The following is a 26388-nucleotide window of genomic DNA, read 5'->3' as shown; positions in this document are numbered from 1 at the left end:
CTGTTATTGTTAGAACTGGACAATCAAAATACTGCAACCATCCCACATTTTGTTTTTCTTACCTCAGATTCGGATGGATAAATAGGATATTTTTTAAAATGACTCAGCAAGCACAGACCATTCAAGGCTCAATCGTCGCAATTGTCACTCCCATGTTGAAAGATGGCGGTGTAGATTGGAAGGGTCTTGAGAAGCTGGTTGAGTGGCACATAGAACAAGGTACAAACAGTATTGTAGCCGTCGGTACAACCGGCGAAGCCTCAACATTGAGCATGGAAGAGCACACACAGGTTATTAAAGAAATTATTCGTGTAGCCAATAAACGTATTCCAATTATTGCCGGTACTGGTGCAAACTCAACCCGTGAAGCAATCGAATTAACTAAAGCAGCTAAAGACCTCGGTGCTGATGCAGCTTTACTTGTAACACCATACTATAACAAACCAACCCAAGAAGGCCTTTACCAACACTATAAAGCGGTTGCTGAAGCTGTTGAATTACCTCTTATTCTTTATAACGTACCAGGTCGTACTGGCGTAGATTTGTCAAACGATACAGCGGTACGTTTAGCAGAAATTCCTAATATTGTAGGTATCAAAGACGCAACAGGTGATGTACCTCGTGGTAAAGCTTTAATCGATGCTTTAAACGGCAAGATGGCTGTTTACTCGGGTGACGATGAAACTGCATGGGAACTTATGCTTCTTGGCGCAGACGGTAATATCTCGGTTACTGCAAACATTGCACCTAAGGCAATGAGCGAAGTATGCGCGGTTGCAATTGCTAAAGATGAGCCACAAGCGAAGACGCTTAACAATAAGATTGCAAATTTACACAATATTCTATTTTGCGAATCTAACCCAATTCCTGTGAAATGGGCACTACATGAGATGGGACTGATTGATACTGGTATTCGTTTACCACTCACTCCTCTCGCTGAGCAATATCGCGAACCTCTCCGCAATGCCCTAAAAGATGCGGGAATTATTTAATAAGAGCAATTTATGATGCAATTAAGTCTTGGTTTAGTCCTTGCAGTTTCAGCCTTAAGTTTAGCTGGCTGTGGTCGCTTCGCACTCAATAATCACTCTTTAGATTATAAAAAAGCAAAGCAACTCGCCCCGCTTGAGTATCCTGCCGATGCAACTGTACGACCAGCGACACCTTTGTATCCTGCACCAACAGTAGACCAGCTCGCTATCGATCACGCACCGAAGTTTGAAAACAAGCGTGGCAACCGTTTTGCATTGCCACGCCCTGAACAAACGAAAGATGATTCAGCAGATACATCTGCTCAATCAGGTAGCGCGCTTAGTCGCCCTCAACTTGTGACAGATGGTAATAAAAACCCACTGTTAAAAATTGATGGAAGTACTGCTGAAATTTGGCAATACACCAAAGCGACCTTAAGCACGTTAAATTACAACATCATCGCTCAAGGCAGTAATCAAGCGACGATTAAAGTAAATGACAAAACTTATGTGCTTAAACTGACTGGTGTTGGCTCTAGTCATAGCCTTGCTCTCTTTAATCCAGACAACACTTTTGCAAGCCCTGATGTTGCTGCGGAAGTGTTAAACCAGATTTACCAAAATTGGCCAGCCTAGTCGTTTACTAGGCATTTTTTTTTAAAAGGTTCCCTCATGTTAAAACAAACCTTGCTCTATACTGGTAAAGCAAAATCTGTATATGAAACAGACAATGCCGACCATCTGATTTTAGTCTTTCGTGATGATGCCTCTGCGTTCAATGGCGAAAAAATCGAACAACTAGATCGTAAAGGCAAGGTGAACAACCGTTTTAACGCCTTCATCATGGAAAAACTTGCTGAAGCAGGTATCGAAACGCATTTTGAAAAATTGCTTTCTCCAACTGAAGTTCTTGTTAAGAAACTTCAAATGATTCCTGTTGAATGCGTAATTCGTAACTACGCAGCGGGTTCTTTATGCCGTCGTTTAGGTGTTGAAGAAGGTAAAGAACTTACTCCTCCTACATTTGAATTGTTCTACAAAGATGATGGCCTAGGCGATCCAATGGTTAACGAATCTCAAGCGATTGCTTTAGGTTGGGCGACTGCTGAACAGTTAGAACAAATGAAAGTGTTAACTTATAAAGTAAATGATGTATTGAAAGCATTATTTGCTGAAGGCAACATGATCTTGGTGGACTTCAAACTTGAATTTGGTGTTTTCCATGACCGTATCGTACTTGGTGATGAATTCTCTCCAGACGGTTGCCGTTTATGGGATAAAGACACTAAGAAGAAACTCGACAAAGACCGTTTCCGTCAAGGTTTAGGCGGTGTTGTTGAAGCTTATGAAGAAGTTGCTTCTCGTTTAGGTGTAGATTTATCTGACATCTAATTCGCCAGCTTCATTAAAAAACCGAGCATTTCCGCTCGGTTTTTTATTTTCAGAACCCTAAAATTTAGGAAAAGTAGACAGATTTGTATATTTAATTAAATTATGACTTGCACAATATAAAAGCAAAGCACTAAAATCTAAAAAAACACTAATTGCATCACAATAATTAAATTTAAAGTATGGTGAATTTTATGGAACTATTTAAGCCTGAAAAGAGATTAATGAATCACTCGATACATTTTGGTGAAAATCCATTAGTGATTTTATCTAATTTTAGCGATTCCGCTTTGAAACAAGGCTGGAGCGAAGCTGAAGTAGAAACTGTCATTTCTGAAGCTTCTCAAGGTGACTATATGAAACTCATACGCACATTGAGAACATATACCTTACTTTAATCATCTACCTTACTGTAAACGCACAGACCTAACCTCTCGCCGGTTCCGGACTCATTCATAGAACTTGCTCGCCTTTAACTCAGGCAACAAATAGTCTTGTTATACAAAGTACTCTCTATCTCTGTTTATATTTAACCGTCCTATCTGGTTAACTGCTTTTATTCGCATATTATTTTGTTTACCACCGTATCATTCAATTTATAAAAAGACACATAAAGCTGTTAGGAATAAACTGGATTTATCCCGAATGCTGCCTTAACAATAAATAAAAATAATAAGTAGAAAATATTTATTCAGTGAGGAGCAAATCTGATGGATCATGAAATAGAGGAAAAAAAGGTCGAGCAAACCTTAAGCTGGCGTGAAAAAATGGCAGTAGAAGAACATGAGAAACTGTCACCCCGTTTGGTCTATGAAATTATCCGCCGCGATGGCGCAGAAGAACTGGATCGCCCAACAGCTGCACTGATCTTTTCAGGCATTGCAGCAGGTCTGGTCATCAGTTTTTCATTTGTATTTAAAGCGATTATTGCCTCTTATATCCCAACTGATGCGATCTGGACAGATTTAATCACCAATTTCGGTTATACCATTGGCTTTCTAATTGCCATTTTGGGCCACATGCAGCTCTTTACTGAAAATACTATTACTACAGTTGTGCCCTTATTTAAGCCCTTTACATTGGACAAATTAAGAGCCGTGGGCCGTTTATGGGGGATTGTGATTCTATGTAATATCATTGGAACAGCTTTGGCGAGTTTATTCTTCCTGACCACTGATCTGTTTACGCCAGACATTGATAAAGCACTAGATGAACTCGCACATCATGTTGCATCTTTTTCTGCAATCCAGAACCTGCTTAAAGGGGTTATGTCGGGACTTTTAATTGCCGCATTGGTCTGGATGTTACCCTCTGTTAGCAATAAATTCCTAGTCATCTTTTTCATGACTTATCTGATAGGACTAGGCGACTTTACCCATGTTGTCGTTGGCTCTACCGAAATGTCCTATCTGGTCTGGCAAGGAGAGGCTTCTATTGGCGAATATCTATTTAATTTTCTAATCCCAACCACCATTGGCAATATTATTGGTGGTACAGGCGTGTTTACCCTGCTGATTTATGGTCAGGTGACTGAAGAATTGGAACAATAGCAGGAAACAATAAACTATTGCTCCTGCTGCCATCGGCGTTGCTGGAGGCGCTCACCTTCAACTTCACGCTTGTTTCTTGCCGACTCATAAAGTTTGGTTCCCTTCAACTCAGGCGGCAAATAGTCTTGCAACACAAAGTGCTCTGGGTAGTCATGAGGATAGAGATAATTAATTCCATAACCTTGTTGTTTCATCAGCTTGGTCGGTGCATTTCTCAAGTGTAAAGGTACTGGTAAATTTGCCGTTTTCTCAGCAAGTTCTAAAGCTCGATTAATCGCTAAATAGGTACTATTACTTTTTGCACTTGTTGCTAAATAAACCGCGGTTTGGCCCAGAATAATTCGACCCTCAGGCATACCCACCGCTTGTACAGAGCGGAAACATTCACCTGCAAGCAATAGCGCATTAGGATTCGAGTTCCCAATGTCTTCCGAAGCTGCAATCAACATACGTCTTGCAATAAAAACCGGATCTTCCCCACCTTTAAGCATCCGCGCCATCCAGTACAAAGCCGCATCCGGATCACTACCACGAATCGATTTTATAAATGCAGAAACGAGGTCGTAATGCTGCTCACCCGATTTGTCATAACGTGCAATATTTTGCTGAGCGACTTTTACCACTACAGCATTGGTAATGGTATTTTCAATTTCTGGCTCAAAAGTACTCGCAATTAAATCCAGTAAATTAAGCGCTTTACGAGCATCGCCTGCCGCAAACTGCAAAAGAGCATCGTACTCTTCAATATGAATATAACGTTCTTTTAAGAATTTATCGGCTTGAAGTGCATTGTTGAGTAAGGTCTGAATTGCATCACTGTCTAAGCTATTTAAGGTATAGACCTGACAACGTGATAAAAGTGCACTATTGACTTCAAAAGATGGGTTTTCAGTCGTCGCGCCTATTAAGGTAATTTTTCCTTTTTCTACCGCACCTAATAATGCATCTTGTTGAGATTTATTAAAGCGATGAATTTCATCAATAAAAACGACTGGTGTCAGTAAATCACCACTTTCTGCAATTACTTCACGTAATTCTTTTACACCCGTATTCAGCGCAGATAAGCTTACAAATGGGCGATCTATCGCTTGAGCCAAAAGTAAAGCAATCGTCGTTTTACCAACGCCTGGCGGCCCCCAAAAAATAATAGAAGGCAAATGCCCCTGATCAATCATTTGACGTAGAGGTGCATGTTCACCTAACAAATGATCTTGCCCAATAATTTCAGACAAGTCTCTCGGGCGCAGGCGTTCAGGAAGTGGAATATGGGTGTCTGACATCTCAAATAGCTTTATCGTCTTTTCACTATAGTCTATTGCGTCTCACAGAAATCTACAATTTGAATCTATGAGACACATCCTTTATTTACAGGCGAACTCGAGGCCTTAAGAGAGTTTCTTACTCAGCTTCAGTAGACGGGCTTTTGGACCGTCTTCAATCACCCAAATTGAACCGTCTTGTGCTTCATGTAAACCACGAATACGTTGCTTCATTTCTAATCTCTGCACTTCTTTTACGGGCTTATGCTCTAAATCTACAACTACAATGGCTTCGGAGGATAATCCGCCAATTAAGGCTTTATTTTGCCACGCAGGAAATTGTTGCCCGCGATAAATAATCAAGCTCGACGGTGAGATTACCGGAGTCCAGTCTATCTCAGGTGCTTTAAATTCAGGACGAGTGTGATGATCTGGAATAGGCTGACCTGAATAATGGTCGCCATTTGAGACAATTGGATAACCATAGTTTTCGCCTTTGGTAATAATATTAAGCTCATCACCACCTTTAGGCCCCATCTCAACCACCCATAGCTGTCCTTGGCGGTCAAAAGCCATACCTAAGGGATTACGGTGTCCCAGTGACCATATTTCCGCAGTGACGCCGCCTTGCTTATAAAAAGGGTTACCTACGGCTGCTGAACCGTCATCATTTAAACGCAGAATTTTTCCCAAGTTACTTTTCATGTCTTGGGCAGGATCAAACTTTTGGCGCTCACCTGAACTCACCCAAAGCTTACCATCTGCGTCAAAAAGCATACGATGCCCATAATGGCCTTGCCCTGAAACTTTGGGCACTTGCTGCCAAATCTGCTTTATATCGATAAGTTTTGGTTGATTAGGGTTAGATAAATCTAATTTCGCACGTGAAATCACTGCACCAGATCCACCTTGTCCTTTGGCTGCATAACTGAGATATATCCAGTGATTTTTGGCAAAGTCTGGGTGTAGAGCTACATCCCCTAAACCGCCCTGTCCGCCATAGTTCACCGCTGGAACATCCTGAACATCTAGCACTTGTTTATTTTGGGGATTAAAAATTTTTAATTTGCCTTGTCGCTCAGTGACGAGTAACCGTTGGTCCGGCAAGCTGGTAATCGCCCAAGGTTCATTAAAATGTGTAATTGCCTCTAGCTGATAAGTTTGTTTGGCAGCATTGGTTTGCTCTGTTTTTGCAGTTGTATTTTGTTCAGGATTTTTTGAATTAGTATTATTGGAGCCACAGGCCATTAATAATAAGAAGCTACTGCATAACAAGGGGGCTGCTAGTTGTCTCATCATTTTTATCTCCTTTTGCTTTTATTTTTATATAACGGAGATCATTAAAAAATTTACGATAAAAGTGTTACTTTATTATACGCTGTAATTTAAATGCCCATCGGGAGCGTATTAACGCACCCAACGCACGACATAATCTTCTAAATCATCTTCATGTACATCAGTTTCAGGAATACAACGTCCTGCAACCGACTTTTTCGCCTTAACGACGCTTTGTCTCGTACCCGTATTTAAATAGTGCCAAGAAGGTAAATTCTTGCCTTCATTCAAACGTTTATAAGCACAGCTTGATGGTAACCAATGAATGGTTTTCAAGCTTTCTGGCGTCAGTTGCAAACAGTCAGGTACTTGCTGCTGACGGTTTGAATAATCCGAGCAACGCCCTGTGCTGCAATCGAGTAACTTACACGCTACCTTGGTGTAAGCAACTTCATGGGTATCTTCATCTTCTAGCTTAACCAAACAGCATAAACCACACCCATCACACAAAGCTTCCCACTCAGCCTGTGTCAGCTGCTCTAGCGTGTAATTTTTCCAAAACATTGGACGAAGTGAGGTCTCGGTAGACATAAGTTTTTAACAGCTATATAGATAAAGCAAAGTGAGATTATAGCATTGAACTACACTGGGCTTAAGAAAATAAGCCGTATTTTTGGCATCACAAAATGATTGTTTAATATACATTTCAACCACATAAACGACACATTTCGTGCAAAAAACACGCTATATAGTAAAAAGACAATGAAAAATAAGGAGGACAGCATATGTTCCGTTGGGCAATAATTTTTGCAGTGATTGCACTCATTGCCAGTCTATTAGGGTTTGGTGGTGTTGCAGGGTTATCTAAAGACTTTGCCGTGATTTTATTAGTGATCGCTGTAATTCTCGCTGTTATTGGTTTTATTTCGCGAGGCCGAACCTAATTTAATTATGACCATATCAAAAAGAAGGAACTCGTTCCTTCTTTTTTATTGGCTGATTGTTTCTATGTTTTTCTTTTGATGTAGATTTTTACATAGTTATTCATATGACTTTTATTTTTTTATGCTTTAATCAAGCGTATTTAAATCAAGTTAAATTTCAGGATTAATGTCATGAGTACAGCAATTAAAACCCGTGAAATTCAATATACTGCACCAGATGGCAGCCATTTAATTGGTTACTTTGCAGCTCCAGAGAGTGAAAGCCCTGTAGCTGGTGTCATTATTGGTCCTGAGTGGTGGGGTCGTAACGAATACACTGAACAACGTGCGCGTGAACTTGCTGAACACGGTTATGCTGCGCTTGCAATCGATATGTATGGCGATAAAAAAGTGACTACGACTGCAGCTCAAGCTTACGAATGGATGATGCAGACATTTGAAGAGTTAGACACGGTGACTGACCGCGCTAATGCAGGGCTTCAAACTTTAGCTGCTCAACCAGAAGTGAACAGTGAAAAACTTGCAGCGGTAGGGTTTTGCTATGGTGGCAAAGTAGTACTCGATCTAGCTCGCTCAGGTGCTCCCCTCAAAGCAATTGCGACATTCCATGGCACATTAACACCTAAGGCTCCTGCTCAAAAAGGCAACATTCAAGGTGAAGTTTTAGTTCTACATGGTGAACTAGACAGCATGGTCACCTTAGAAGATGTTGCTAATTTTGAAAAAGAGATGCAAGCTGCTGAGGTTAAACATGAAGTAGTGGTTTTAAAGGATGCTAAACATGGCTTTAGTAACCCGCTTGCAGATGAAAGAGCTAAAGCGAATGGTGTCGACCTTGGCTACAACAGCGAAGCGGAAAAACAAGGCCTTGCTAAAATGTACGCTTTATTAGAACGTACTTTAAAATAAAAGAAGCAAATTTGGAGCAAATGGTTCTTTTTTCGCATTTGCTCCCTTAAATCTTTATGACTTTGCAATATTTTTCCTGTATTTTTTAAATCATACTTCAATAAATATACTCCCGTTGAGCTAGAGCAAAGCCTAGTCTTATTTCCCGCACTCGGGGTTTAATGGAATAACATGAGAGGATACAACAATGACTGACAAGAAATGTCCGTATTGCAATTTTGATGAATATGACATCATTGATAAGAATGAATTTGCTGTAATTTTACCTGACCCAAATCCGTTGTCTAAAGGCCATTGTGTGGTAACGCCACTACGCCATGTAAGCTCGTTTTTTGACATTACCTCTAAAGAACATGAAAGCTTACTGACACTTCTTGAAATTGCCCGTCATGAAACACAGCTTCGTCATCAACCAGCTGGTTTCCATATTGGCTTTAATGATGGTGAAGTATTTGGCCAGACTTCCGACCACTTCCACATTCATGTCATTCCTTACTATAAAAACCAACCGTTGAAACTTGATCAACGTTGGGGCGTAAAAGAGGATTAATCCTTTCTATGCTGGACAGAGACTACTCGTTTTAAAGTAGTCTCTGCTTGAACAGGCTCGTTCTGATTGCTTGCTTTAAACAAAACTTCTCCCCAATTTCAGCTATAATTTAGCCCTTACTTTTCTTCTATAGCTGTTCATGCCTGAATTTTCTTTTTCTGATGCCCTCTTAAACTGGTTCGATCAACATGGTCGTCATGATTTGCCATGGCAAGTCGCAGATGATCCATACAAAGTTTGGGTTTCCGAAATTATGCTACAGCAGACTCAGGTAAAAACAGTTCTGCAATATTTTGACCGCTTTATGGAGCGCTTTCCAACGGTAGAAGCTTTAGGTCATGCAACTTGGGATGAAGTCGCCCCTTATTGGGCAGGTCTTGGCTATTACGCTCGTGCCCGCAATTTACATAAAGCCGCTGGTCTTGTAGCACAGCAAGGTAAATTTCCTGAAACCCTAGAAGAATGGATTGCACTACCTGGCATTGGTCGCTCGACCGCAGGTGCACTCATGTCTTTAGGTTTACGTCAGTACGGCGTGATTATGGATGGCAACGTGAAACGTGTTTTAGCTCGTTTCTTTGCCATTGAAGATGACTTAAGTAAGCCACAACACGAACGTGAAATGTGGAAACTCGCTGAAGAACTTTGCCCGACATATCGTAATCATGACTACACTCAAGCGATTATGGACTTGGGTGCAACCATCTGTACGCCTAAAAAACCGCTGTGTTTATATTGTCCAATGCAAGCTCATTGTCAGGCTTACCAGCAAGGTTTAGAACAAGAATTACCTTTTAAAAAACCGAAAAAAACACCACCTGTTAAAACAGCAGATGTTCTTATTATTCAGTGTGAAGATGAGTGGTTCTGGCAACAACGCCCAGCTCATGGCCTATGGGGTGGTTTATTTTGTTTACCTATTTTAGAAAATGAACATGAACGACTGAGCATAAGTCAGCAATTTAAACTACAGCCTCAATCGCAAATTTTTCAGATCAGCCATAGCTTCACTCACTTCACATGGTTACTTAATGCTCACGTGTTCCACGTGGAACCTGATCAAAAAGAACATTTGGCGATTGAACTTGAAGGCCAGTGGCTAAGTCCGGAACAGGCCATTGCCAAAGGTATACCAACCGCTATGAAAAAATTGATCTCGACAAGCCGTTCATGACATAGTGGTCAAAATAATTTTGATATAACTATGACAGGGAGTATTTCGTGCGACGTTTTGTTTCTCGTTTCTCACTTGGCTTTCTTATTATTCTATTGGCTGCCTGTGCCAGCGCACCTAAAAAACCTACACCACTGTCACCCGCTCAAATTAGTAAGCTCGAGAGTATGCAGCTTCCAAATCGACTCCCGGTTCCGGTAAAAGGTGTCGATCGAGACGAACTAAAAGACACGTGGGGTGCAGCACGCAGTCAGGGCCGTAGTCACGAAGGCATTGATATTTTGGCTCCACGTGGAACCAAAGTGTATAGCACCACCGAAGGACTAGTTGCCGATCTTCGTAATAATAACTTGGGTGGCAAAGTCATCTGGATTTTAGGCCCAGCAGGAACATGGCATTATTATGCTCATCTTGATGGTCACAAACGTGGCTTAAGTGTTGGTGACTATGTCAAAAAAGGCGATTTAATTGGCTATGTCGGCAATACGGGCAATGCACGTTATACTTCACCTCATCTCCACTATGGTCTTTACCTAAATGGTAAAGGACGTGGTGCTGTTAATCCTTATTCATATTTACGCTAGGAACATTTTATGTCGGAAGCGCTGATCAATCGCTTAGTAGAGTTTGCCGAGTCTGGCAACCAGCAAAAGATCATTTTAAATGGCAATAGCTATCAAGGCTGGATCATGGAAATCAGCGATGATGCCCTACTGATCAGTACCGGTTTTTCAGATAAAGTTGGCAAAGATTTTTGGCTAAAGTTTGAAGACTTAACTCAAGCTGAACTGTATTATTGGGATACTCGCCCAAATGAATGGGTGCTATTTAAACTTTAAAATTCCAAGATAAATATAAGGAGCATCATCATGAAAACTCAACGCTGCGGATGGTGTTCCGACGATCCACTCTATATTGCTTACCATGACGAAGAATGGGGTAAACCCGAACACGACGAAGCACGTTTATTTGAAATGCTTTGCCTCGAAGGTCAGCAAGCTGGTTTATCTTGGATTACCGTACTGAAAAAAAGAGAAAGCTACCGTCAGCACTTTTTTAATCATCCAATTGCAGAAATTGCTTCATTCACAGATGATTTTTTAGAACTAAAATTATCAGATGCAGGTTTAATTCGTCACTTAGGTAAACTTAAAGCCATTCGTGACAATGCGATTGCTTGGCAAGCGCTCAAAGCACAAGTCGGTGATGTCCCTACATGGCTTTGGCAGTTTGTAGATGCAGCTCCTCAACATAATGATGTTGTAGATTATCGTAAGGCCCCTGCTCAAACTGAACTGAGCGTAAAACTTTCTAAAACGCTTAAAAAGAATGGTTTCAAATTTGTCGGCCCAACCACCTGCTATGCATTTATGCAGGCAGTAGGCATGGTCGATGATCATGAAAACGATTGTCAATTTAAAGCTTCATAACCTACCAGAACGGTTCAAATCCGCTTAAGGAGTTTCCGATGAGCAATAATACGATTCAGGCCTATGCTGCAATGCAAGCAGGTGAAAAACTGGTTCCTTACCAATTTGACGCAGGTGAATTGCAACCGCATCAGGTTGAAGTAAAAGTTGAATACTGCGGTTTATGTCATTCTGATATTTCTGTTTTAAACAATGAATGGCGATCGACTGTCTACCCTGTGGTCGCAGGCCATGAAATTATTGGACGAATTGTTGCTTTGGGTTCAGAAGCCAAAGGTCTACAAATTGGACAACGTGTCGGTATTGGCTGGACAGCTGAAAGTTGCCAAGCCTGTGATGAGTGTATTGGTGGTCAGCAAGTACTTTGTACAGGCGGAAGTGTTGCAACAATCGTGGGGCATGCTGGTGGCTTTGCCGATAAAGTCCGTGCAGGTTGGCAGTGGGCTATTCCCCTCCCTGAAGATTTAGACGCTGAAAGTGCTGGTCCTTTACTTTGTGGCGGAATTACCGTTTTTGACCCACTACTTAAACATAAGATTCAAGCAACACATCATGTCGGTGTGATTGGCATTGGTGGCTTAGGGCATATCGCCATTAAGCTACTCAAAGCTTGGGGCTGTGAGATCACTGCATTTAGTTCCAACCCTGATAAAACAGAGGAACTTAAAGCAATGGGAGCAGATCATGTCGTGAATAGCCGTGATACAGACGCGGTAACAGCACAAAAAGGGAAATTTGATTTATTGCTCAGCACAGTAAACGTGACGCTAAACTGGCGTGCTTTCATTTCTACGCTAGCACCCAATGGTTCTTTGCACTTCTTGGGTCTCACCCTAGAACCTGTTCCTGTTTCTGCAGGTTCACTTATTAGCGGTGCTAAATCAGTAACTGGCTCACCTACAGGCTCACCTGCTGCACTACGTCAACTTTTGAAGTTTGCTGCACGCAAAAAAATTGCGCCTCAAATTGAGCTGTTTCCAATGTCACAGCTTAATGAAGCAATTGAACGTCTACACTCAGGTCAAGCACGCTACCGTATTGTGCTTAAAGCAGACTTCGCAGAATAAAACTAACTCAACCCTTTCATCTGTTGTCGTGACCAGTTCGCCAAGTCTTTAATTGCTTGGCGGACATCTGCTGTTAACTCATGCCCTGCATTTAAACGAATAAAGTGCCGATAGCGTTCATCCTCACCAAAAACATGGCCTGGTACCACGGTAATTCCCTGAGCTTGTGCAGTGTAATAGAGCACCAAGCTATCTACACTTTTAGGCAACTGTATCCATAATGCATAGCCCCCTTCTGGCTGGCTCAATGCAATTGGAATGCCTTCAAATGCATTTAAAATACAGCTACGATATTCCTCGACTTGCCGCATCAAATTCGGTCTTAACTGCTCTAAATGCTCTCTGTAAGCACGGCTATAAATAAAATCAGCTAGGCCTAATTGTAGTGGTGTATTGACCCCGATATTACTTACTAGCAGCTCAAGCTTTAAATGTTCTAACTTTGTAGTTAAACAAAACCACCCTACCCGATACGCACTCGACAAAGACTTAGAAACTGAACCACACCAAATTACATAGCCTTCACGGTCCCAATATCGAATAGGCAATGGTCGCTCACTACTGTAGCCACATTCACCAAAAATATCGTCTTCAATAATAAAACATTGATACTTTGCAGCTAATTCAGCAATCTTCTTTTTCTCTGTATTGCTAAAACAATATCCTAAAGGGTTCTGGTAGTTCGCAGTCATTAAGCAAACTTTAGCTAAACCTTGCTGCATTAAGGACTCTAAACGCTCAAGATCAATGCCACGATGATCGGCAGGAATCTCAACAATCTGTCGTTTTAAACTTGCTAATAACTGTAAATGACCATTATAGGTAGGTGTAGGAATAAGAATACTATCGCCCACTTCAGTGAGCTTCTGAATCACCAAAGACAAAGCAGGCATACAGCCATTGGTAACAAAAATATCTTCTGGAGCGATATAAATACCATCTTCACGCCAATGATCGGATAGCGCTTTTCTTAGTTGCTCATGCCCTTGTTTATTACAATAAAGAAAGTCTTGAGGCTGACAATTTTTCAAAGCACGTTGAATAGAACGACGTAAACCCTCTACCGGAATAAAGTGCGGCGTTAATTGAATCGAACCCAACGGTACGAGATGGCTTTGTAAGGCTGCTTCTTGAATTTGGTTATGCAACTCCAGATTTGAGACATGTCGAGGTAAAGACAAAAAGTCTGGGCTATCAGGAATAGGACTAGATTGACTACGAGCAACCACAAAATAACCTGATTTCGGCTTTACATAAATGAGTCCCCTCGCCTCAAGCAATTCATAGCAACTTTTTGCCGTGCTTAAGCTAATACTGTGCTGACGAGCAAAATCCCGTAAGGAAATGAGCTTTTGATGAGGTTTAAGTTCATCTTGATAAATACGATGTGCTAATTGATTGGCAAGAACCTGATATTGAAAAGTCATTCTGTGCTGCTTTTTTAAAAATTTCTGTATCTGTACTGGTTTATAGAACACCTTTAGGCTATGGAAATCAACTCAAAGAGTAGTAAAATCATGAAATTAAAAGTTATATTGTTATTTACTATTGTTTTAGCGGGTTGCCAACCACAGCCCAAAAATGAGCAGCATAGACACACGGTTTGCCAGAGCTTGATTGAAGGTTATTTAAAAATGACCAACCAACAGGACTATAAATTAGAACAGCGTACTGATAATGAGACCTATACGATTTCTCATTATCAATATAAACGGAATAGCTCAAATGAAGTTGTAATGGTGAACTCGGTTTATTCGACTTTGTATTTTAGCTGCCGAGAACATCAAAAAAGTTATTTTCTGTCTCAACATTCATCACAAGGACAAACGACTCCAATTTTAGAAGTTCATTTTCCAAGTGATGCTTATGGTAAGTTTAGAGACAGGTTTTAAAACCATCTTTTAATTGATCTGCCAAAAACTCAATAAATAAACGGATTCGTTTTGGTAGATGCTCTTGTTGATAATACACAGCATGGATGCTTTGATATTGATGTTCTATTTGATCTTCAAATAACGCAACCAATCGCCCTTCTTGAATATCTTTCCAAATTTCAAATTCAGATAGCCGTGCAATACCATGTCCTCTAATTGTGAGCTGGCGTACAGTCTCACCACTAGAAGCTTTAATATTTGCTTGTGCGAAAAAATATTCATCACCAACTTTAATTGGCCAGCTATTAATATAATCAGGTCGTGTAAAACCAATCAGATCATGCTGTTCGAGTTGTTCAGGCTGTGTTGGTGTGCCCTTAATCGCTAAATACTCTGGACTTGCCACAATATATAAACGACTCTTGCACACTAACTTGGCATGAAGACTCGAATCATTGAGTTCCCCAAATCGAAATGCCACATCGGTCTTATGTTGTAATAGATCAATCACCTGATCATTACTATTTATTTCGATTTCAATGTCGGGATAACACTCACGAAACTTATGCATTAATGGTGCAATGACATGTAAGACAAATGGCGTTGCCGAATCAATACGAATCAGTCCCGCAGTACCCTGATCAGACTTTTGAAGTTCTTCTTCGGCCGCATTCAGCTCATTTAAAATTTTACGAGCCTTTATCAGAAACTGCTGCCCTTCTTGGGTGAGTTTTAACTTACGTGTTGTTCGCTCTAACAAGGTCACACCTAACTTTGCTTCCAAACGTGTCAAAGAGCGGCTTATTCCTGAAGGTGTCTGTTTTAAATGTTCTGCTGCGGCTACAAAGGAGCCTGTATCAACAATTGTGATAAAGGCAACCAGTTCTTCAATTGTTGATTTCATGGCTTATTCTATTATTGACTAATCATCAAAGATATTTTGCTTATTCATCTATTTTTTCGCAACAATAAAAAAAGCAAAATGCACCTCAAGTTAAATGATTATTCAAATTTAGGTGAACACATGAATATCCCACGTTTTGGTCTAGGTACTTTCCGTCTTAAAGAACAAGCAGTCATTGATTCTGTTAAAACTGCTTTAGACGTAGGTTACCGTGTCATTGATACTGCTCAAATTTATGAAAATGAAGCAGCAATTGGACAAGCGATTGCTGAAAGCGGTGTATCACGTCAGGACTTGTTTTTAACTACAAAAATCTGGGTAGATAATTTTGCTCAAGATAAGTTTATTCCAAGCTTAAAAGAAAGCTTAGAAAAGCTTCGTACTGACCATGTCGATTTAACTTTGATTCACTGGCCAGCACCGGATTTAGGCGTTTCGATTCCTGAAATCATGCAGCTTTTACTTGAAGCAAAACAACAGGGCTTAACTAAACAAATTGGTATTTCAAACTTCAATATTGCACTTACTCAACAAGCAATTGACACAATTGGTGTAGAGCATATTGCAACAAACCAGATTGAACTAAGTCCTTATCTTCAAAACCATAAACTTGTGAATTTCTTACAAGAGAAGAAGATTGATGTCACTTCATACATGACGCTTGCATACGGCAAAGTGCTTCAAGACCCTGTTTTAGCTGAAATTGCAGCAGCACATAAAGCAACAACAGCGCAAATTGCACTTGCATGGGCATTGCAACGTGATTTTGCAGTCATTCCATCTTCGACTAAACGTGAAAACCTGATTAGCAATTTAAAAGCACAGGATATCGAGTTAACTTCAGCTGAAATGCAAATGATTGCTGAACTCGACCGTAACAGTCGTGAAGTTAGCCCAGAGCCATGGGCACCAGTTTGGGACTAAACTCATGAACACTCAATCAAATACGGCGTTCTCGTTACTGGCATTGGCAATTGGTGCCTTTGCCATTGGCACCACGGAATTCTCTCCAATGGGATTACTTCCGAATATCGCTCATGATTTAGGTATTTCAATTCCAACAGCCGGAATGTTAATTACGGGCTATGCACTTGGCGTCATGCTAGGTGCCCCATTCATGACCCTGTGGTTTGGTGGTTTTGCTAGACGTAATGCACTGATTTTTCTGATGGCAATCTTTACGGTGGGTAACCTGATCGCAGCGTTTTCACCAAGCTATATGAGCTTATTAGGTGCACGTCTCATCACAAGCCTTAACCATGGTGCCTTCTTCGGGATTGGCTCTGTTGTAGCAGCGAGTATTGTACCCGCGCATAAACAAGCCAGTGCTGTGGCAACCATGTTTATGGGTTTAACCATTGCCAATATTGGTGGTGTACCTTTGGCAACATGGGTTGGGCAAAACATTGGCTGGCGTATGTCTTTCCTTGCGATCTCTTTGCTTGGTGTGATTACCATGCTCGCTTTATGGAAAGCATTACCGCAAGGTATGGTTGCCCAAAAACCAAATGTGAAAGCTGAGTTGAAAGTATTAACGCGTGGCCCTGTGGTACTTGCATTACTTACCACCGTACTCGGTGCAGGTGCAATGTTTACGCTTTATACCTATATCGCGCCAAGTTTGACTGAGTTTACTCATGCTTCACCTACCTTTATTACTTTTATGTTGGTGTTGATTGGTGTCGGCTTCTCAATTGGTAACCATTTAGGTGGTCGCTTTGCAGATTTGTCTATTAACAAAACTCTGATTGGTTTCTTGGTTCTGTTGATTGTGATGATGGTAATTTTCCCAATCCTTGCACAAAGCCAGATTGGAGCAGCGATTGCCTTAGTGATCTGGGGTGCCGCAACCTTTGCTTTAGTACCGCCATTACAAATGCGTGTAATGTCAGTTGCTCATGAAGCACCAGGGCTTGCCTCTTCAGTAAACATCGGTGCGTTTAACCTAGGTAACGCAGTCGGTGCAGCAGCAGGTGCGTTAGTGCTCGATTTAGGTTGGGGTTATAGCGCAGTATCATTTGCTGGTGCATTACTGGCGGGGTTAGGTTTGTTACTGGTTTTATTCCAAATCAAACATGAAAGTAGCCCAGCTCGAACTTTACAGCAATGTTCAGATTAATAAAAAAAGCGCCTGAAATCAGGCGCTTTTTTTATTGCTTATTATTTTAAAATATCGGGCAATTTAGGTTGTTCATAAATAGGGTTCATTACTTCCCGCTTCATTTTAAGCAGCATTTGATACGGTTGCTGCTGAACAAACATATTTACAAAGCTTAAAGGAATTGAACCGGCTGGGTCAGCGTAGCCACTGGTGGTTACTTTAACTTTGTTATTCGCTAGTTTCTGGAATGTCCATTCACCTTCATAACGAGTTAAACGAACCACATCAGGTTGAATCGGATAATTACTATTAATTGCTGTGTTCTTAATCGTAATAACGCCATTAGCGGCTTTACTCATTTTTCCTTTCACCACAACATCGCGGTCTTTCAGGGGAAAAGGAAAATCTAAAACCATATATAACGTAAATTCACCCTTTTTCTCATCCTGAGACAGCATTTCAACTTTACCCATATAAGGCACCCATTGCGCTGCGCGATTTACATCTAAAATCACCGCAACAGCACGTTCAATAGGTACATCAAAGGTTGTTTCAGCTTTGTATTGAAAGACTGGGTTATCAGCCTTTTGATAGGTCCACACTTTAATATGATTACGGTCAAGGCTAAGTTTCGCCTTGTTTGTAGAGGCAGCCCCTGCATAGAGGCTGCTTAAGCAAAGAAGAGTGGTCAAAGCAATTTGTTTTTTATTCATGTTCTGCTCTATCTTGTTTTTCTCGCCACATATGCGACGTATACAGATGGTTTACACCTGTACGTCGTTCAATCCTAAAACATCTTTCATGTCGTATTTGTGCGCTTCACGACCTACAACCCATGCAGCAGCTCGTACTGCACCAGCAGCAAAGTTCATACGGTTCGTGGCTTTGTGAGTGACTTCAACACGCTCACCCTCACCAATAAACATGACAGTATGTTCACCTACAATATCGCCACCACGGATGGTTTCAAAACCAATCGTTTGACGATCACGTGGACCGGTATGCCCTTCACGACCATAAACAGCAACTTCTTTTAGGTTACGGCCTAAAGTATCAGCAATCGCTTCACCCATCATTAATGCTGTACCTGACGGCGCATCTACTTTATGACGGTGGTGAGCCTCAATCACTTCAATATCTACTGTATCGCCAAATACTTTTGCTGCAAGCTCAAGTAACTTGATTGATACATTTACGCCAACAGAATAGTTTGCAGCATATACAACAGGTATATGTTTTGCCGTTTCATCAAGCTCAGCTTTTTGTTCATCGGACATTCCCGTTGTCCCGATCACGATAGCTACCCCAGCTTCACGACATAGCTTTAGATGCTCAGATGTTGCAGCAGGAGTCGAAAAGTCAATTACAACGTCACAGTCTTTAAGAACCTCCGCCAAGCTTCCAGTAAGCTTCACTCCAATTGAACCAATTCCTGCAAGTTCACCAGCATCAGCACCGATTAAAGTACTTTCTGGGCGTACAACAGCGGCTCCCAATTGATAACCTGCTTGTTGAACTGCCTGAATAAGTATACGACCCATACGGCCGCCTGCACCCAAAATACCAATGCGTGGAGCTGCTGACATAATCCTTCCCAATCTTGTGTTTTACGTAATTGGCTTACTATATCAAAACTCTTTGCTCACAATAAAAAGTAAAAAATATTTTTTAAGATGCACCGAAATTTAATCAGTTTTCACAAAAGTTAAAGAATTGATCTGCACACTACGGACCCACGAATGAAAAAAAGATGACTATAAGGAGTTCAGCATGCATTCGAAAATTATGGGCTTAATAGCCGTTATGGGGATGATGAGTTCAGTAGCATTTGCAGAGCCTGCAATCCAACCTGGGGACACATTAGAAAGCTTATCTAAAGCACGCATTACCACGAACGTAATAAATACTCAAGCAGCAACACCTACACCTCAAACAAGCGTAGCAAGCAATACCACTGCTGAAGTTAAAGTTGAAGATATCGACCCGATCATTGAAGAAAAAGCCGCAGAAGTAGAAACAGTAAAAGTAGCTGTAAAACCAGTTACTCAAGCTACTGTTGAGGCTGTAGTAGCTCCAGTTGCATCAAGCGAACTTATTGTAAGTGTTGACGATATTGATGTCGCTCACCCGACAGAGTAATCGGTAGTTATTTTCTTTTAAGCAGAATAAAAATAATAAGATGAATCAGCGCAATAAAAAGGCGGATATTTAATCAATATCCGCCTTCTTTTTAATTTACGATCTAATCAAGCATTAATCGAATAAACGATCAAAGAATGATTTTTTCTTTGGTGAAGAAGCACTGTCTTCGCCATCGAAAGATGCTTGTAATTCTTTGAGTAACTCGCGTTGACGAGACGTTAAATTAACTGGTGTCTCTACCACGATACGGCAAAGTAAATCACCCACCATGCTGCTACGTACAGGGCGAACACCCTTACCACGTAAACGGAATAATTTACCTGTTTGAGTTCCCTCAGGGATCTTCAAACTAACGCGGCCTTCCAAAGTCGGGATTTCAATTTCTTTACCAAGTGCAGCATCAGCAATGCTTACTGGTACGTCCATATATAAATCGGCGCCATCACGTTGGAAAATTTCGTGTTCACGAACAACCACTTCAACGTACAAGTCACCAGCTTGACCATCACGGATCGCTTCGCCTTTACCACTTAAACGAACGCGGTCGCCATTATCTACACCCGCTGGAATAGTAACTTCCAATGTTTGCTGGCGATCAGCTACACCTGAACCATGACATGCATGGCATGGGTTTTTAATAATTTTGCCTTGGCCACGACAAGTGCCACAAGTTTGTTGTACAGAGAAGAAACCTTGCTGCATACGTACTTGTCCTGAACCATGACAAGTTTTACAGGTTTCTACATCTTTTGGATTTTGAGAGCCTTTACCATCACACACATCACATGGTGCTGGAGCAGTAAAGGTAATTGTTTTCTTAACCCCTTTTACAGCTTCCTCAAGGGTAAGTTCCATGACATAGCGTAAGTCTGAGCCGCGACGTTGGCGTTGCTGACGTCCGCCGCCACCAAACGCTCCACCAAAGATATCACCGAACTGGCTGAAAATATCTTCTGCACTGAAACCACCAAAGCCACCACCAGCGCCACCAAAGCCGCCTTCAAATGCATTATGTCCCATACGGTCATACATGCTGCGCTTTTCGCTGTCGGATAAAATCTCATAAGCTTCAGAAGCTTCTTTAAACTTTTCTTCTGCTTCGGCATTGTCAGGGTTTCTGTCAGGATGATATTTCATCGCCAATTTACGATAGGCTTTTTTGATCTCATCATCACTTGCGGTTTTTGAAACGCCTAAAACCTCATAATAATCACGTTTAGCCATGTTTGGCGGTGCTCCTCACGGAAATTTTATCAATACTCTATTGCCGACTAAATGGGGGGCTTTAGCCGAATTTACAAGGGGAAAACTTTCAAAAAACAGATATATTAAAAAACTGCCTTATTTTTTAAATATTTAGACAAGCCTTTTAACCATGCATTTAATAAAAATAACCAAGCAATAGCGCTAAAAACAACACCAGCAACTGTTGATGCCGTTACCCAAAGGTTGCTGTTCCATGCAAAAAAGAAGAGAGGAATAAACCAAACAACAGCAAAAACTGACATGAAGAGGAATAGAATACCATTGCGCATAATCCAGAGCGCATGAGCATGAATCCAAACTTCCGCATCATCCACAACAGCTACTTTACGAGCGACCAGATAAGCAAAGGCCGCAAAAATAACCGTAAACAATGCAAGAAACATGAACGCATAAGAAATTACAATATAACGGCGATGCTGTTCGATATGGTCTTGCCCCATCTGTATTTCACCTCAATTCACTGCACTATGCCTATTTTTTATGCAGCGAAATAATCCTGTATTTTTTGTGTAAAGACAGGTGCTACTATATTGGACTTTTCAATATTTCGCACCTTTATTCACAAAAAATTTATGTATTTTATGCTGTTTTTTTCACCTTAAACCACGCAGCATACAATGCAGGTAGGAAAAACAATGTCAGCATGGTCGCTACAATCAGCCCGCCCATAATTGCAACGGCCATTGGACCGAAGAAAATACTTCGCGAAAGTGGAATCATCGCTAGCACTGCTGCCAAGGCCGTCAGAATAATTGGACGGAAACGGCGTACCGTTGCATCAATAATCGCTTCCCACGTTGGATGCCCTGCTTGCCGATCTTGTTCGATCTGATCAATCAGAATGAGCGAGTTACGCATAATCATGCCGGACAAGGCAATAGTTCCTAGCATGGCCACAAAGCCAAATGGCTTATTGAATAAAAGTAAGAATAGAACCACCCCAATTAAGCCTAATGGTGCAGTCAAGAATACAATGGTTGCTCGAGACAGACTCTTCAGCTGAATCATGAGTAATGTCATGACAACTGCTAAAAACAGTGGCATACCGGCATTGACCGAACTTTGCCCACGTGCTGACTCTTCTACAGTTCCCCCTACTTCAACGAGGTAACCACTTGGTAGCTCAGCGCGTAACTTGTCCATTGATTCAGCTAACTCGTCCACAACAGTCGCTGGCTGCAATTTGGTACGAATATCTGCACGCACAGTAATCGTTGGTAAACGGTTACGATGCCAGATCAGGCCATCTTCAAATTTATATTCAATTTTCGCAATCTGGGCTAAAGGCACTGTGGTTCCATTGGCTGTTGGCACCGCTAAACTTGCAAGAGAAGCGACTTCAACACGCTCAGCTTGATCACCACGTAAGCGGATCTCAATCAGTTCACGCTTTTCACGATACTGTTCAATTGCACTGCCTGTAATTGAAGCATTCAGGAAATTCGCCAAATCCACACTAGACACACCCATTTGTCGAGCACGGTCTTGATCAATTTGAATTGCAATGATCTTGCTCGGCTCACCCCAGTCCAAATGCACATTGGTGGTATTCGGGTTTTCACTAATGACCTTAGCAACCTTCTGCGCCTCTTTACGTACCAGATTGAGATCTTCACCTGAAACGCGATATTGCAACGGATAACCCACAGGTGGACCATTTTCCAGTAATGACACACGAGTACGAACTTGTGGAAGCAATTGCTTAATTTGAGTTTCTAGCGAGCGGCGAATTTCATCACGGTCATCAAGTGAAGTGGCTAAAACCACAAATTGTGCAAAGCTGGCTTGTGGTAATTGCTGGTCTAACGGTAAATAAAAACGCGGTGAACCTGTACCCACATAGGCCACATAGTTATCAATACCTTTTTGTTTAGACAGGAACTGTTCAACCTTTTTCACCGCTTGTTCTGTAGCGGTTAACGAAGCCCCTTCTTCAAGTTTTAAATCGACTAAAATCTCGGTACGGTTTGAAGGCGGGAAAAACTGCTGAGGAACCATTTTAAACATCAGTACAGAGAGTACGAATATCCCAACTGTTGTCGCAATTACAGTTTTACGATAGGTCACGCAAAACTCGACCATTTTCCTAAAACGTAAATAGAAACTAGATTGATAAGGATCGTAATGATGGTCCTGTGAAATCTCGATCGTTTGTGGTTGCGGTTTTTTCGTTAATCTTGCCCATAAACGAACATACCAAGGTGCTTGATGCCCAGTCTTGGTAAAATCAGGCAGTAGTTTTTCACCCAAATAAGGCACAAATAAAACTGCGGCAACCCAAGACACCAATAATGCAATAGTCACCACCTGAAAGATCGAACGCGTGTATTCACCCGTACTAGACTGTGCCGTAGCAATAGGTAAAAAGCCTGCCGCAGTAATCAGTGTCCCTGTCAGCATTGGAAAGGCCGTTGTTTTCCACGCAAATCCGGCAGCCTTAATTCGGCTATACCCCTGTTCCATCTTAATGGCCATCATCTCGACGGCAATAATCGCGTCGTCGACCAATAGGCCTAAAGCTAAAATCAGAGCACCTAGAGAAATCTTATGTAGCCCGACATCGAATATATTCATACCGGCAAAGGTCATTGCTAAAACCAAAGGAATGGAAAAAGCGACCACTAAACCTGTACGGAAACCTAAAGAGAAAAAGCTTACTAACAAAACAATAATGACAGCTTCAGCAAGTACTTTCACAAACTCATGAATACTGCGTTGTACTGCTACAGGTTGGTCCGACACCTTCTGTAGTTTCATGCCTAAAGGCAAAGTCTTTTGCAGTTGGGCAAATTCCGTTTCGAGGTTTTTACCCAAGGCAATAATGTCACCACCCTTACGCATTGATACAGCAAGGCCAATACCATTTTCACCCATGAAACGCATACGTGGCTGAGCTGGTTGACTAAAACCGCGGTAGACATCAGCGACATCACCAAGTTGAATGGTTTTGTTGCCTACCAGTAACGGCGTTTTCTTAATTTCATCAACGCTTTGTAAATGCCCACTTACACGAATTTGAATACGGTCTGTACCAGTTTCAAAGAAACCAGCACTTGCCATACTATTTTGCTTTTGTAAGGCTTCTTGAATTGCAGAAAGAGGAATACCGAGCTGAACTGCTTTGGTGTTTGAAATCTCAATCCAGATTTTTTGGTCTTGTAAGCCAACCAATTCGACTTTGCTAACATCCTTGACGCGTTGCAGCTGTAATTGCAAACGATCGGCATATTCTTTGAGTAGTGCATAGTCAAAGTCCTTGCCTGTCAATACATAAATATTACCAAAAGTATCACCGAACTCATCATTGAAAAAAGGGCCTTGTACACCACTTGGGAGTTCAGTGCGAATGTCATTGACCTTTTTACGAACGTTGTACCAAACATCAGGAATCTGTGCCGACTTCAATGAATCCTTGGCAAAGAAAGTAACCATTGACTCACCTGGGCGGGAGTAGGCCATAATCTTTTCATACTGCCCTGTCGTCATCAGCTCCTTTTCAATCCGGTCAGTCACCAGCGTTGAAACCTCTTTGGCAGTCGCTCCAGGCCAGTAGGTTTTGACGACCATCACTTTAAAGGTAAAAGGCGGATCTTCACTTTGAGATAGTTTTGAATAAGAGATTGCACCGATAATGCCAAGCAACAGCATGAAATAAAGGATAATGCCTTTATTATTCAGTGCCCATTCCGAGAGATTGAATTTCATGGCTTCGTTACTCCCTGAATTTTCACCGCACGGTTTTCACGGTCAATCGGGTGAATCTTCTGCTTATCGCGTAGCAAATGAACCCCACCAATCACAACCCAATCATTTGGTGTTAAACCAGTTAACACGGGTACACTATCTCTGCCATATGCCCCAACTGTTACAGGTACTTTACGTAAAGTTTGGTTGGCATTGACTACCCATACATAAGCTTGATTATCTGTAGCTGAAACACTCGAAAGTGGAACACTCATGACATTAGTTTGAGTCGAGCTAAAAAATACGCGTGCACTTTGTCCAAGCTGAATAGCAGATTGGCCTTCTTTGAGAGCTACCTTAACTGTAAAGGTGCGAGACTGATCAGCCGCAGGAGAAACTTCACGTACATATCCGGCAAATTTTTCATTCGGTTTAGACCACAAAGTAATCCAAGCCGCCTGACCAACTTTAATCTCGGCAACTGCTTGTTCTGGTACACCGATGACCACCTCACGTTCACCATCAATCGCCAATTGATAAGCCGCTTGTCCTGCTGAAACGACTTGTCCAATTTCAATATTACGCGCTGTAATCACCCCATTTTTATTAGAAACGAGTTGGTTATAACCAGTTTGGTTTGCAGAAACTTCATAGTTAGAGCGGGCTTGTTGTAACGCTGCTTGCGCCGCGTCGTACTGATTTTTAACCGTATCAAATTGTGAGCGGCTTACTGCATTGACAGGTAATAATTGTTGAAAACGTTTAAGTTCATCTGATGCTGTTTTCGCTGCTGCTTGTGCATTTTGTAATTGGGCTTTGGCAGCATTTAATTGTAGCTGTGCATCTGCTACATCGAGTTTTGCTAATACTTGTCCAACTTTAACTCGGTCGCCCACATCGACATAGCGAGCTGTAACTTGTCCACCCACACGAAATGCCAAGGCTGTTTGTTGTCGAGCCTGTACATCTCCTGCATAGCTTTTTAATTCGTTTAGTGTGGTCGAAGGCTGCGTCACCATCACATAGGGTATTTCTTCTGTTTTGGGAGCCTCTTTACTACACCCCATTAATGTGACCGTGCAAACAATCACCATACTCATGATGAGAGGTTTTAACAGATTCATATCTTATCGCTCTTATTCAAACTGGTTTTTTAAGGCACAATATGTTTGCATCATAGTTCGTTTATTTTTTAATTAATATACCCATGGGTACATTAATTAAAAAAAACTTATAAATATTTATTTTTTTAAACTTTTATTAGAGGGTTTTGTGCAAACAGTTAATCAAAGTGGTCGTCCTAAAGATCTGGAAAAGCGTGCTCGTATCCTACAAGCCGCTAAAGCTATTTTTTTAAAATCTGGCTATCACGGTACCAGCATGAACCAGATTGCACAGGAAGCCGGAGTTACTAAACTCACGGTTTATAACCACTTTCAAGACAAAGCAAACCTGTTTATCTGCGCGATTACAGAAACTTGTGAAGAGACTCTAGGCACTAAACCATTTGAATTAGATGCATTGGCAGATTTTTATCAAACACTCTATACGGTGTGTTCACGTGCCTTACAAATTATTTATTCACCTGAAGCATTAAAGCTTGAACATGTGTTATTTGAGCTCGCAGCAGAACAAAGCCCTTTAGCTGAACAATTTTTCACGGCATCCCATACCCGACTTCAAAATCTGTTAGTTGCGTTCTTCCAAAAAGCAGCTGAGCTAGGTTTTATTCAGGCCGATGATCCCGTTTATCAAACAGAGCTTCTTTTAACGTTGTTGCTTGGTGTACGTCACCATAAGGTTCTACTTAGAATTATTGCTGTACCCAATGCGCAAGAGTTAGACCATATCATTCAAGATGCAATTCATTTATTCCTGCTCAAATATCGGAATTAAATC

29 protein-coding genes are annotated in these 26388 nt (G+C 41.4%); 18 read left to right on the top strand and 11 right to left on the bottom strand.

Going from position 1 to position 26388, the window contains the following annotated elements; genetic code table 11:
* Positions 1 to 98 precede the first annotated feature (98 nt).
* From dapA to ACH63V_RS08000, 5 genes are all read left to right on the top strand, one after another.
* Positions 99 to 992 carry a 4-hydroxy-tetrahydrodipicolinate synthase gene (gene dapA, locus ACH63V_RS08020; protein ID WP_311070107.1) on the top strand — a complete coding sequence of 298 codons (894 nt, stop codon included), beginning with the start codon at positions 99 to 101 and terminating at the stop codon, positions 990 to 992.
* 15 nt (positions 993 to 1007) lie between these two features.
* Entirely contained in the window at positions 1008 to 1607 is a 600-nt protein-coding gene (locus tag ACH63V_RS08015) for a lipoprotein-34 precursor (NlpB) (protein ID WP_396463204.1), read from the top strand.
* Between the two features lie 36 nt (positions 1608 to 1643).
* Positions 1644 to 2363, top strand: coding sequence for a phosphoribosylaminoimidazolesuccinocarboxamide synthase (gene purC, locus ACH63V_RS08010; protein WP_108679651.1), 720 nt, complete (start codon positions 1644 to 1646; stop codon positions 2361 to 2363).
* Positions 2364 to 2554: 191 nt separating this feature from the next.
* A complete protein-coding gene (locus ACH63V_RS08005; protein ID WP_263614885.1) occupies positions 2555 to 2758 on the top strand; it encodes a hypothetical protein in 204 nt (67 codons plus the stop codon).
* A 312-nt stretch (positions 2759 to 3070) separates the two neighbouring features.
* Positions 3071 to 3910, top strand: coding sequence for a formate/nitrite transporter family protein (locus ACH63V_RS08000; RefSeq protein ID WP_396463185.1), 840 nt, complete (start codon positions 3071 to 3073; stop codon positions 3908 to 3910).
* Between the two features lie 14 nt (positions 3911 to 3924).
* Here the strand turns inward: ACH63V_RS08000 and ACH63V_RS07995 are convergent, their stop codons facing one another.
* From ACH63V_RS07995 to ACH63V_RS07985, 3 genes are all read right to left on the bottom strand, one after another.
* Positions 3925 to 5190 (bottom strand): replication-associated recombination protein A, encoded by a 1266-nt coding sequence (locus ACH63V_RS07995; RefSeq protein ID WP_263614887.1) that lies wholly within the window; start codon positions 5188 to 5190, stop codon positions 3925 to 3927.
* 105 nt (positions 5191 to 5295) lie between these two features.
* Positions 5296 to 6465, bottom strand: a complete 1170-nt coding sequence (locus ACH63V_RS07990) for a PQQ-dependent sugar dehydrogenase (protein WP_396463203.1) — start codon at positions 6463 to 6465, stop codon at positions 5296 to 5298.
* 111 nt (positions 6466 to 6576) lie between these two features.
* The gene (locus ACH63V_RS07985) at positions 6577 to 7035 is read right to left on the bottom strand and encodes a YcgN family cysteine cluster protein (RefSeq protein ID WP_263614890.1); all 459 of its coding nucleotides are present in this window, start codon (positions 7033 to 7035) and stop codon (positions 6577 to 6579) included.
* A gap of 194 nt (positions 7036 to 7229) precedes the next feature.
* Between ACH63V_RS07985 and ACH63V_RS07980 the strand changes: the two genes are divergently transcribed.
* From ACH63V_RS07980 to ACH63V_RS07945, 8 genes are all read left to right on the top strand, one after another.
* The gene (locus ACH63V_RS07980; RefSeq protein ID WP_000490267.1) at positions 7230 to 7388 is read left to right on the top strand and encodes a DUF1328 domain-containing protein; all 159 of its coding nucleotides are present in this window, start codon (positions 7230 to 7232) and stop codon (positions 7386 to 7388) included.
* Between the two features lie 171 nt (positions 7389 to 7559).
* Positions 7560 to 8297: a dienelactone hydrolase family protein gene (locus ACH63V_RS07975; RefSeq protein WP_311087302.1), complete on the top strand. Its 738-nt coding sequence runs from the start codon at positions 7560 to 7562 to the stop codon at positions 8295 to 8297.
* Between the two features lie 187 nt (positions 8298 to 8484).
* Complete coding sequence (locus ACH63V_RS07970; protein WP_002053765.1) at positions 8485 to 8847, top strand: HIT family protein; 363 nt, start codon at positions 8485 to 8487, stop codon at positions 8845 to 8847.
* Positions 8848 to 8986: 139 nt separating this feature from the next.
* Positions 8987 to 10021 carry an A/G-specific adenine glycosylase gene (gene mutY / locus ACH63V_RS07965; protein WP_396463184.1) on the top strand — a complete coding sequence of 345 codons (1035 nt, stop codon included), beginning with the start codon at positions 8987 to 8989 and terminating at the stop codon, positions 10019 to 10021.
* A 47-nt stretch (positions 10022 to 10068) separates the two neighbouring features.
* On the top strand, positions 10069 to 10605 hold the full coding sequence (locus ACH63V_RS07960; protein ID WP_346800179.1) for a M23 family metallopeptidase: 537 nt from the start codon (positions 10069 to 10071) through the stop codon (positions 10603 to 10605).
* A gap of 9 nt (positions 10606 to 10614) precedes the next feature.
* Positions 10615 to 10860, top strand: a complete 246-nt coding sequence (locus ACH63V_RS07955) for a hypothetical protein (protein ID WP_001287364.1) — start codon at positions 10615 to 10617, stop codon at positions 10858 to 10860.
* A 30-nt stretch (positions 10861 to 10890) separates the two neighbouring features.
* A complete protein-coding gene (locus tag ACH63V_RS07950) occupies positions 10891 to 11451 on the top strand; it encodes a DNA-3-methyladenine glycosylase I (protein ID WP_396463183.1) in 561 nt (186 codons plus the stop codon).
* A gap of 38 nt (positions 11452 to 11489) precedes the next feature.
* Positions 11490 to 12518, top strand: coding sequence for an NAD(P)-dependent alcohol dehydrogenase (locus ACH63V_RS07945; protein ID WP_396463182.1), 1029 nt, complete (start codon positions 11490 to 11492; stop codon positions 12516 to 12518).
* A 2-nt stretch (positions 12519 to 12520) separates the two neighbouring features.
* Here the strand turns inward: ACH63V_RS07945 and ACH63V_RS07940 are convergent, their stop codons facing one another.
* The gene (locus ACH63V_RS07940; RefSeq protein WP_396463181.1) at positions 12521 to 13945 is read right to left on the bottom strand and encodes a PLP-dependent aminotransferase family protein; all 1425 of its coding nucleotides are present in this window, start codon (positions 13943 to 13945) and stop codon (positions 12521 to 12523) included.
* Positions 13946 to 14035: 90 nt separating this feature from the next.
* Here ACH63V_RS07940 and ACH63V_RS07935 point away from each other — a divergent pair, with 90 nt between their 5' ends.
* Positions 14036 to 14410: a hypothetical protein gene (locus ACH63V_RS07935; RefSeq protein WP_396463180.1), complete on the top strand. Its 375-nt coding sequence runs from the start codon at positions 14036 to 14038 to the stop codon at positions 14408 to 14410.
* On the opposite strand, the gene ACH63V_RS07930 is transcribed toward ACH63V_RS07935, so the two are convergent.
* Entirely contained in the window at positions 14394 to 15296 is a 903-nt protein-coding gene (locus ACH63V_RS07930) for a LysR family transcriptional regulator (RefSeq protein WP_396463179.1), read from the bottom strand. The genes ACH63V_RS07935 and ACH63V_RS07930 overlap by 17 nt on opposite strands.
* Before the next feature lie 120 nt (positions 15297 to 15416).
* Here ACH63V_RS07930 and dkgB point away from each other — a divergent pair, with 120 nt between their 5' ends.
* A complete protein-coding gene (gene dkgB / locus ACH63V_RS07925) occupies positions 15417 to 16220 on the top strand; it encodes a 2,5-didehydrogluconate reductase DkgB (protein WP_396463178.1) in 804 nt (267 codons plus the stop codon).
* A gap of 4 nt (positions 16221 to 16224) precedes the next feature.
* A complete protein-coding gene (locus tag ACH63V_RS07920; protein ID WP_396463177.1) occupies positions 16225 to 17415 on the top strand; it encodes an MFS transporter in 1191 nt (396 codons plus the stop codon).
* A 41-nt stretch (positions 17416 to 17456) separates the two neighbouring features.
* Here ACH63V_RS07920 and ACH63V_RS07915 read toward each other — a convergent pair whose 3' ends face one another.
* Together ACH63V_RS07915 and dapB are read right to left on the bottom strand one after the other, a co-directional pair.
* Complete coding sequence (locus ACH63V_RS07915; protein ID WP_396463176.1) at positions 17457 to 18110, bottom strand: START domain-containing protein; 654 nt, start codon at positions 18108 to 18110, stop codon at positions 17457 to 17459.
* A gap of 51 nt (positions 18111 to 18161) precedes the next feature.
* A complete protein-coding gene (dapB, locus tag ACH63V_RS07910; RefSeq protein WP_002053870.1) occupies positions 18162 to 18983 on the bottom strand; it encodes a 4-hydroxy-tetrahydrodipicolinate reductase in 822 nt (273 codons plus the stop codon).
* A gap of 184 nt (positions 18984 to 19167) precedes the next feature.
* On the opposite strand from dapB, the gene ACH63V_RS07905 reads away from it, so the two are divergent.
* Positions 19168 to 19536: a hypothetical protein gene (locus ACH63V_RS07905; protein WP_396463175.1), complete on the top strand. Its 369-nt coding sequence runs from the start codon at positions 19168 to 19170 to the stop codon at positions 19534 to 19536.
* 114 nt (positions 19537 to 19650) lie between these two features.
* Here ACH63V_RS07905 and dnaJ read toward each other — a convergent pair whose 3' ends face one another.
* The 4 genes from dnaJ to ACH63V_RS07885 all read right to left on the bottom strand — a co-directional run bounded on the left by dnaJ (position 19651) and on the right by ACH63V_RS07885 (position 25613).
* Entirely contained in the window at positions 19651 to 20763 is a 1113-nt protein-coding gene (gene dnaJ / locus ACH63V_RS07900) for a molecular chaperone DnaJ (RefSeq protein ID WP_263612597.1), read from the bottom strand.
* 104 nt (positions 20764 to 20867) lie between these two features.
* A complete protein-coding gene (locus ACH63V_RS07895) occupies positions 20868 to 21245 on the bottom strand; it encodes a hypothetical protein (RefSeq protein ID WP_002053984.1) in 378 nt (125 codons plus the stop codon).
* Between the two features lie 139 nt (positions 21246 to 21384).
* Positions 21385 to 24510, bottom strand: a complete 3126-nt coding sequence (locus tag ACH63V_RS07890) for an efflux RND transporter permease subunit (RefSeq protein ID WP_396463174.1) — start codon at positions 24508 to 24510, stop codon at positions 21385 to 21387.
* Positions 24507 to 25613, bottom strand: coding sequence for an efflux RND transporter periplasmic adaptor subunit (locus tag ACH63V_RS07885; RefSeq protein ID WP_396463173.1), 1107 nt, complete (start codon positions 25611 to 25613; stop codon positions 24507 to 24509). Before ACH63V_RS07885 ends, ACH63V_RS07890 begins: the two co-directional genes overlap by 4 nt.
* Positions 25614 to 25761: 148 nt before the next feature.
* Here ACH63V_RS07885 and ACH63V_RS07880 point away from each other — a divergent pair, with 148 nt between their 5' ends.
* Positions 25762 to 26385, top strand: coding sequence for a TetR/AcrR family transcriptional regulator (locus ACH63V_RS07880; RefSeq protein ID WP_396463172.1), 624 nt, complete (start codon positions 25762 to 25764; stop codon positions 26383 to 26385).
* The last annotated feature ends 3 nt before the right edge of the window (positions 26386 to 26388 follow it).

It is taken from the genome of Acinetobacter sp. ABJ-A23_2 (assembly GCF_044538765.1).
GTDB lineage: Bacteria > Pseudomonadota > Gammaproteobacteria > Pseudomonadales > Moraxellaceae > Acinetobacter > Acinetobacter nosocomialis_A.
The sequence above is the reverse complement of the archived record's forward strand: the minus strand, read 5'-3'. Positions and strand labels throughout refer to the sequence as shown.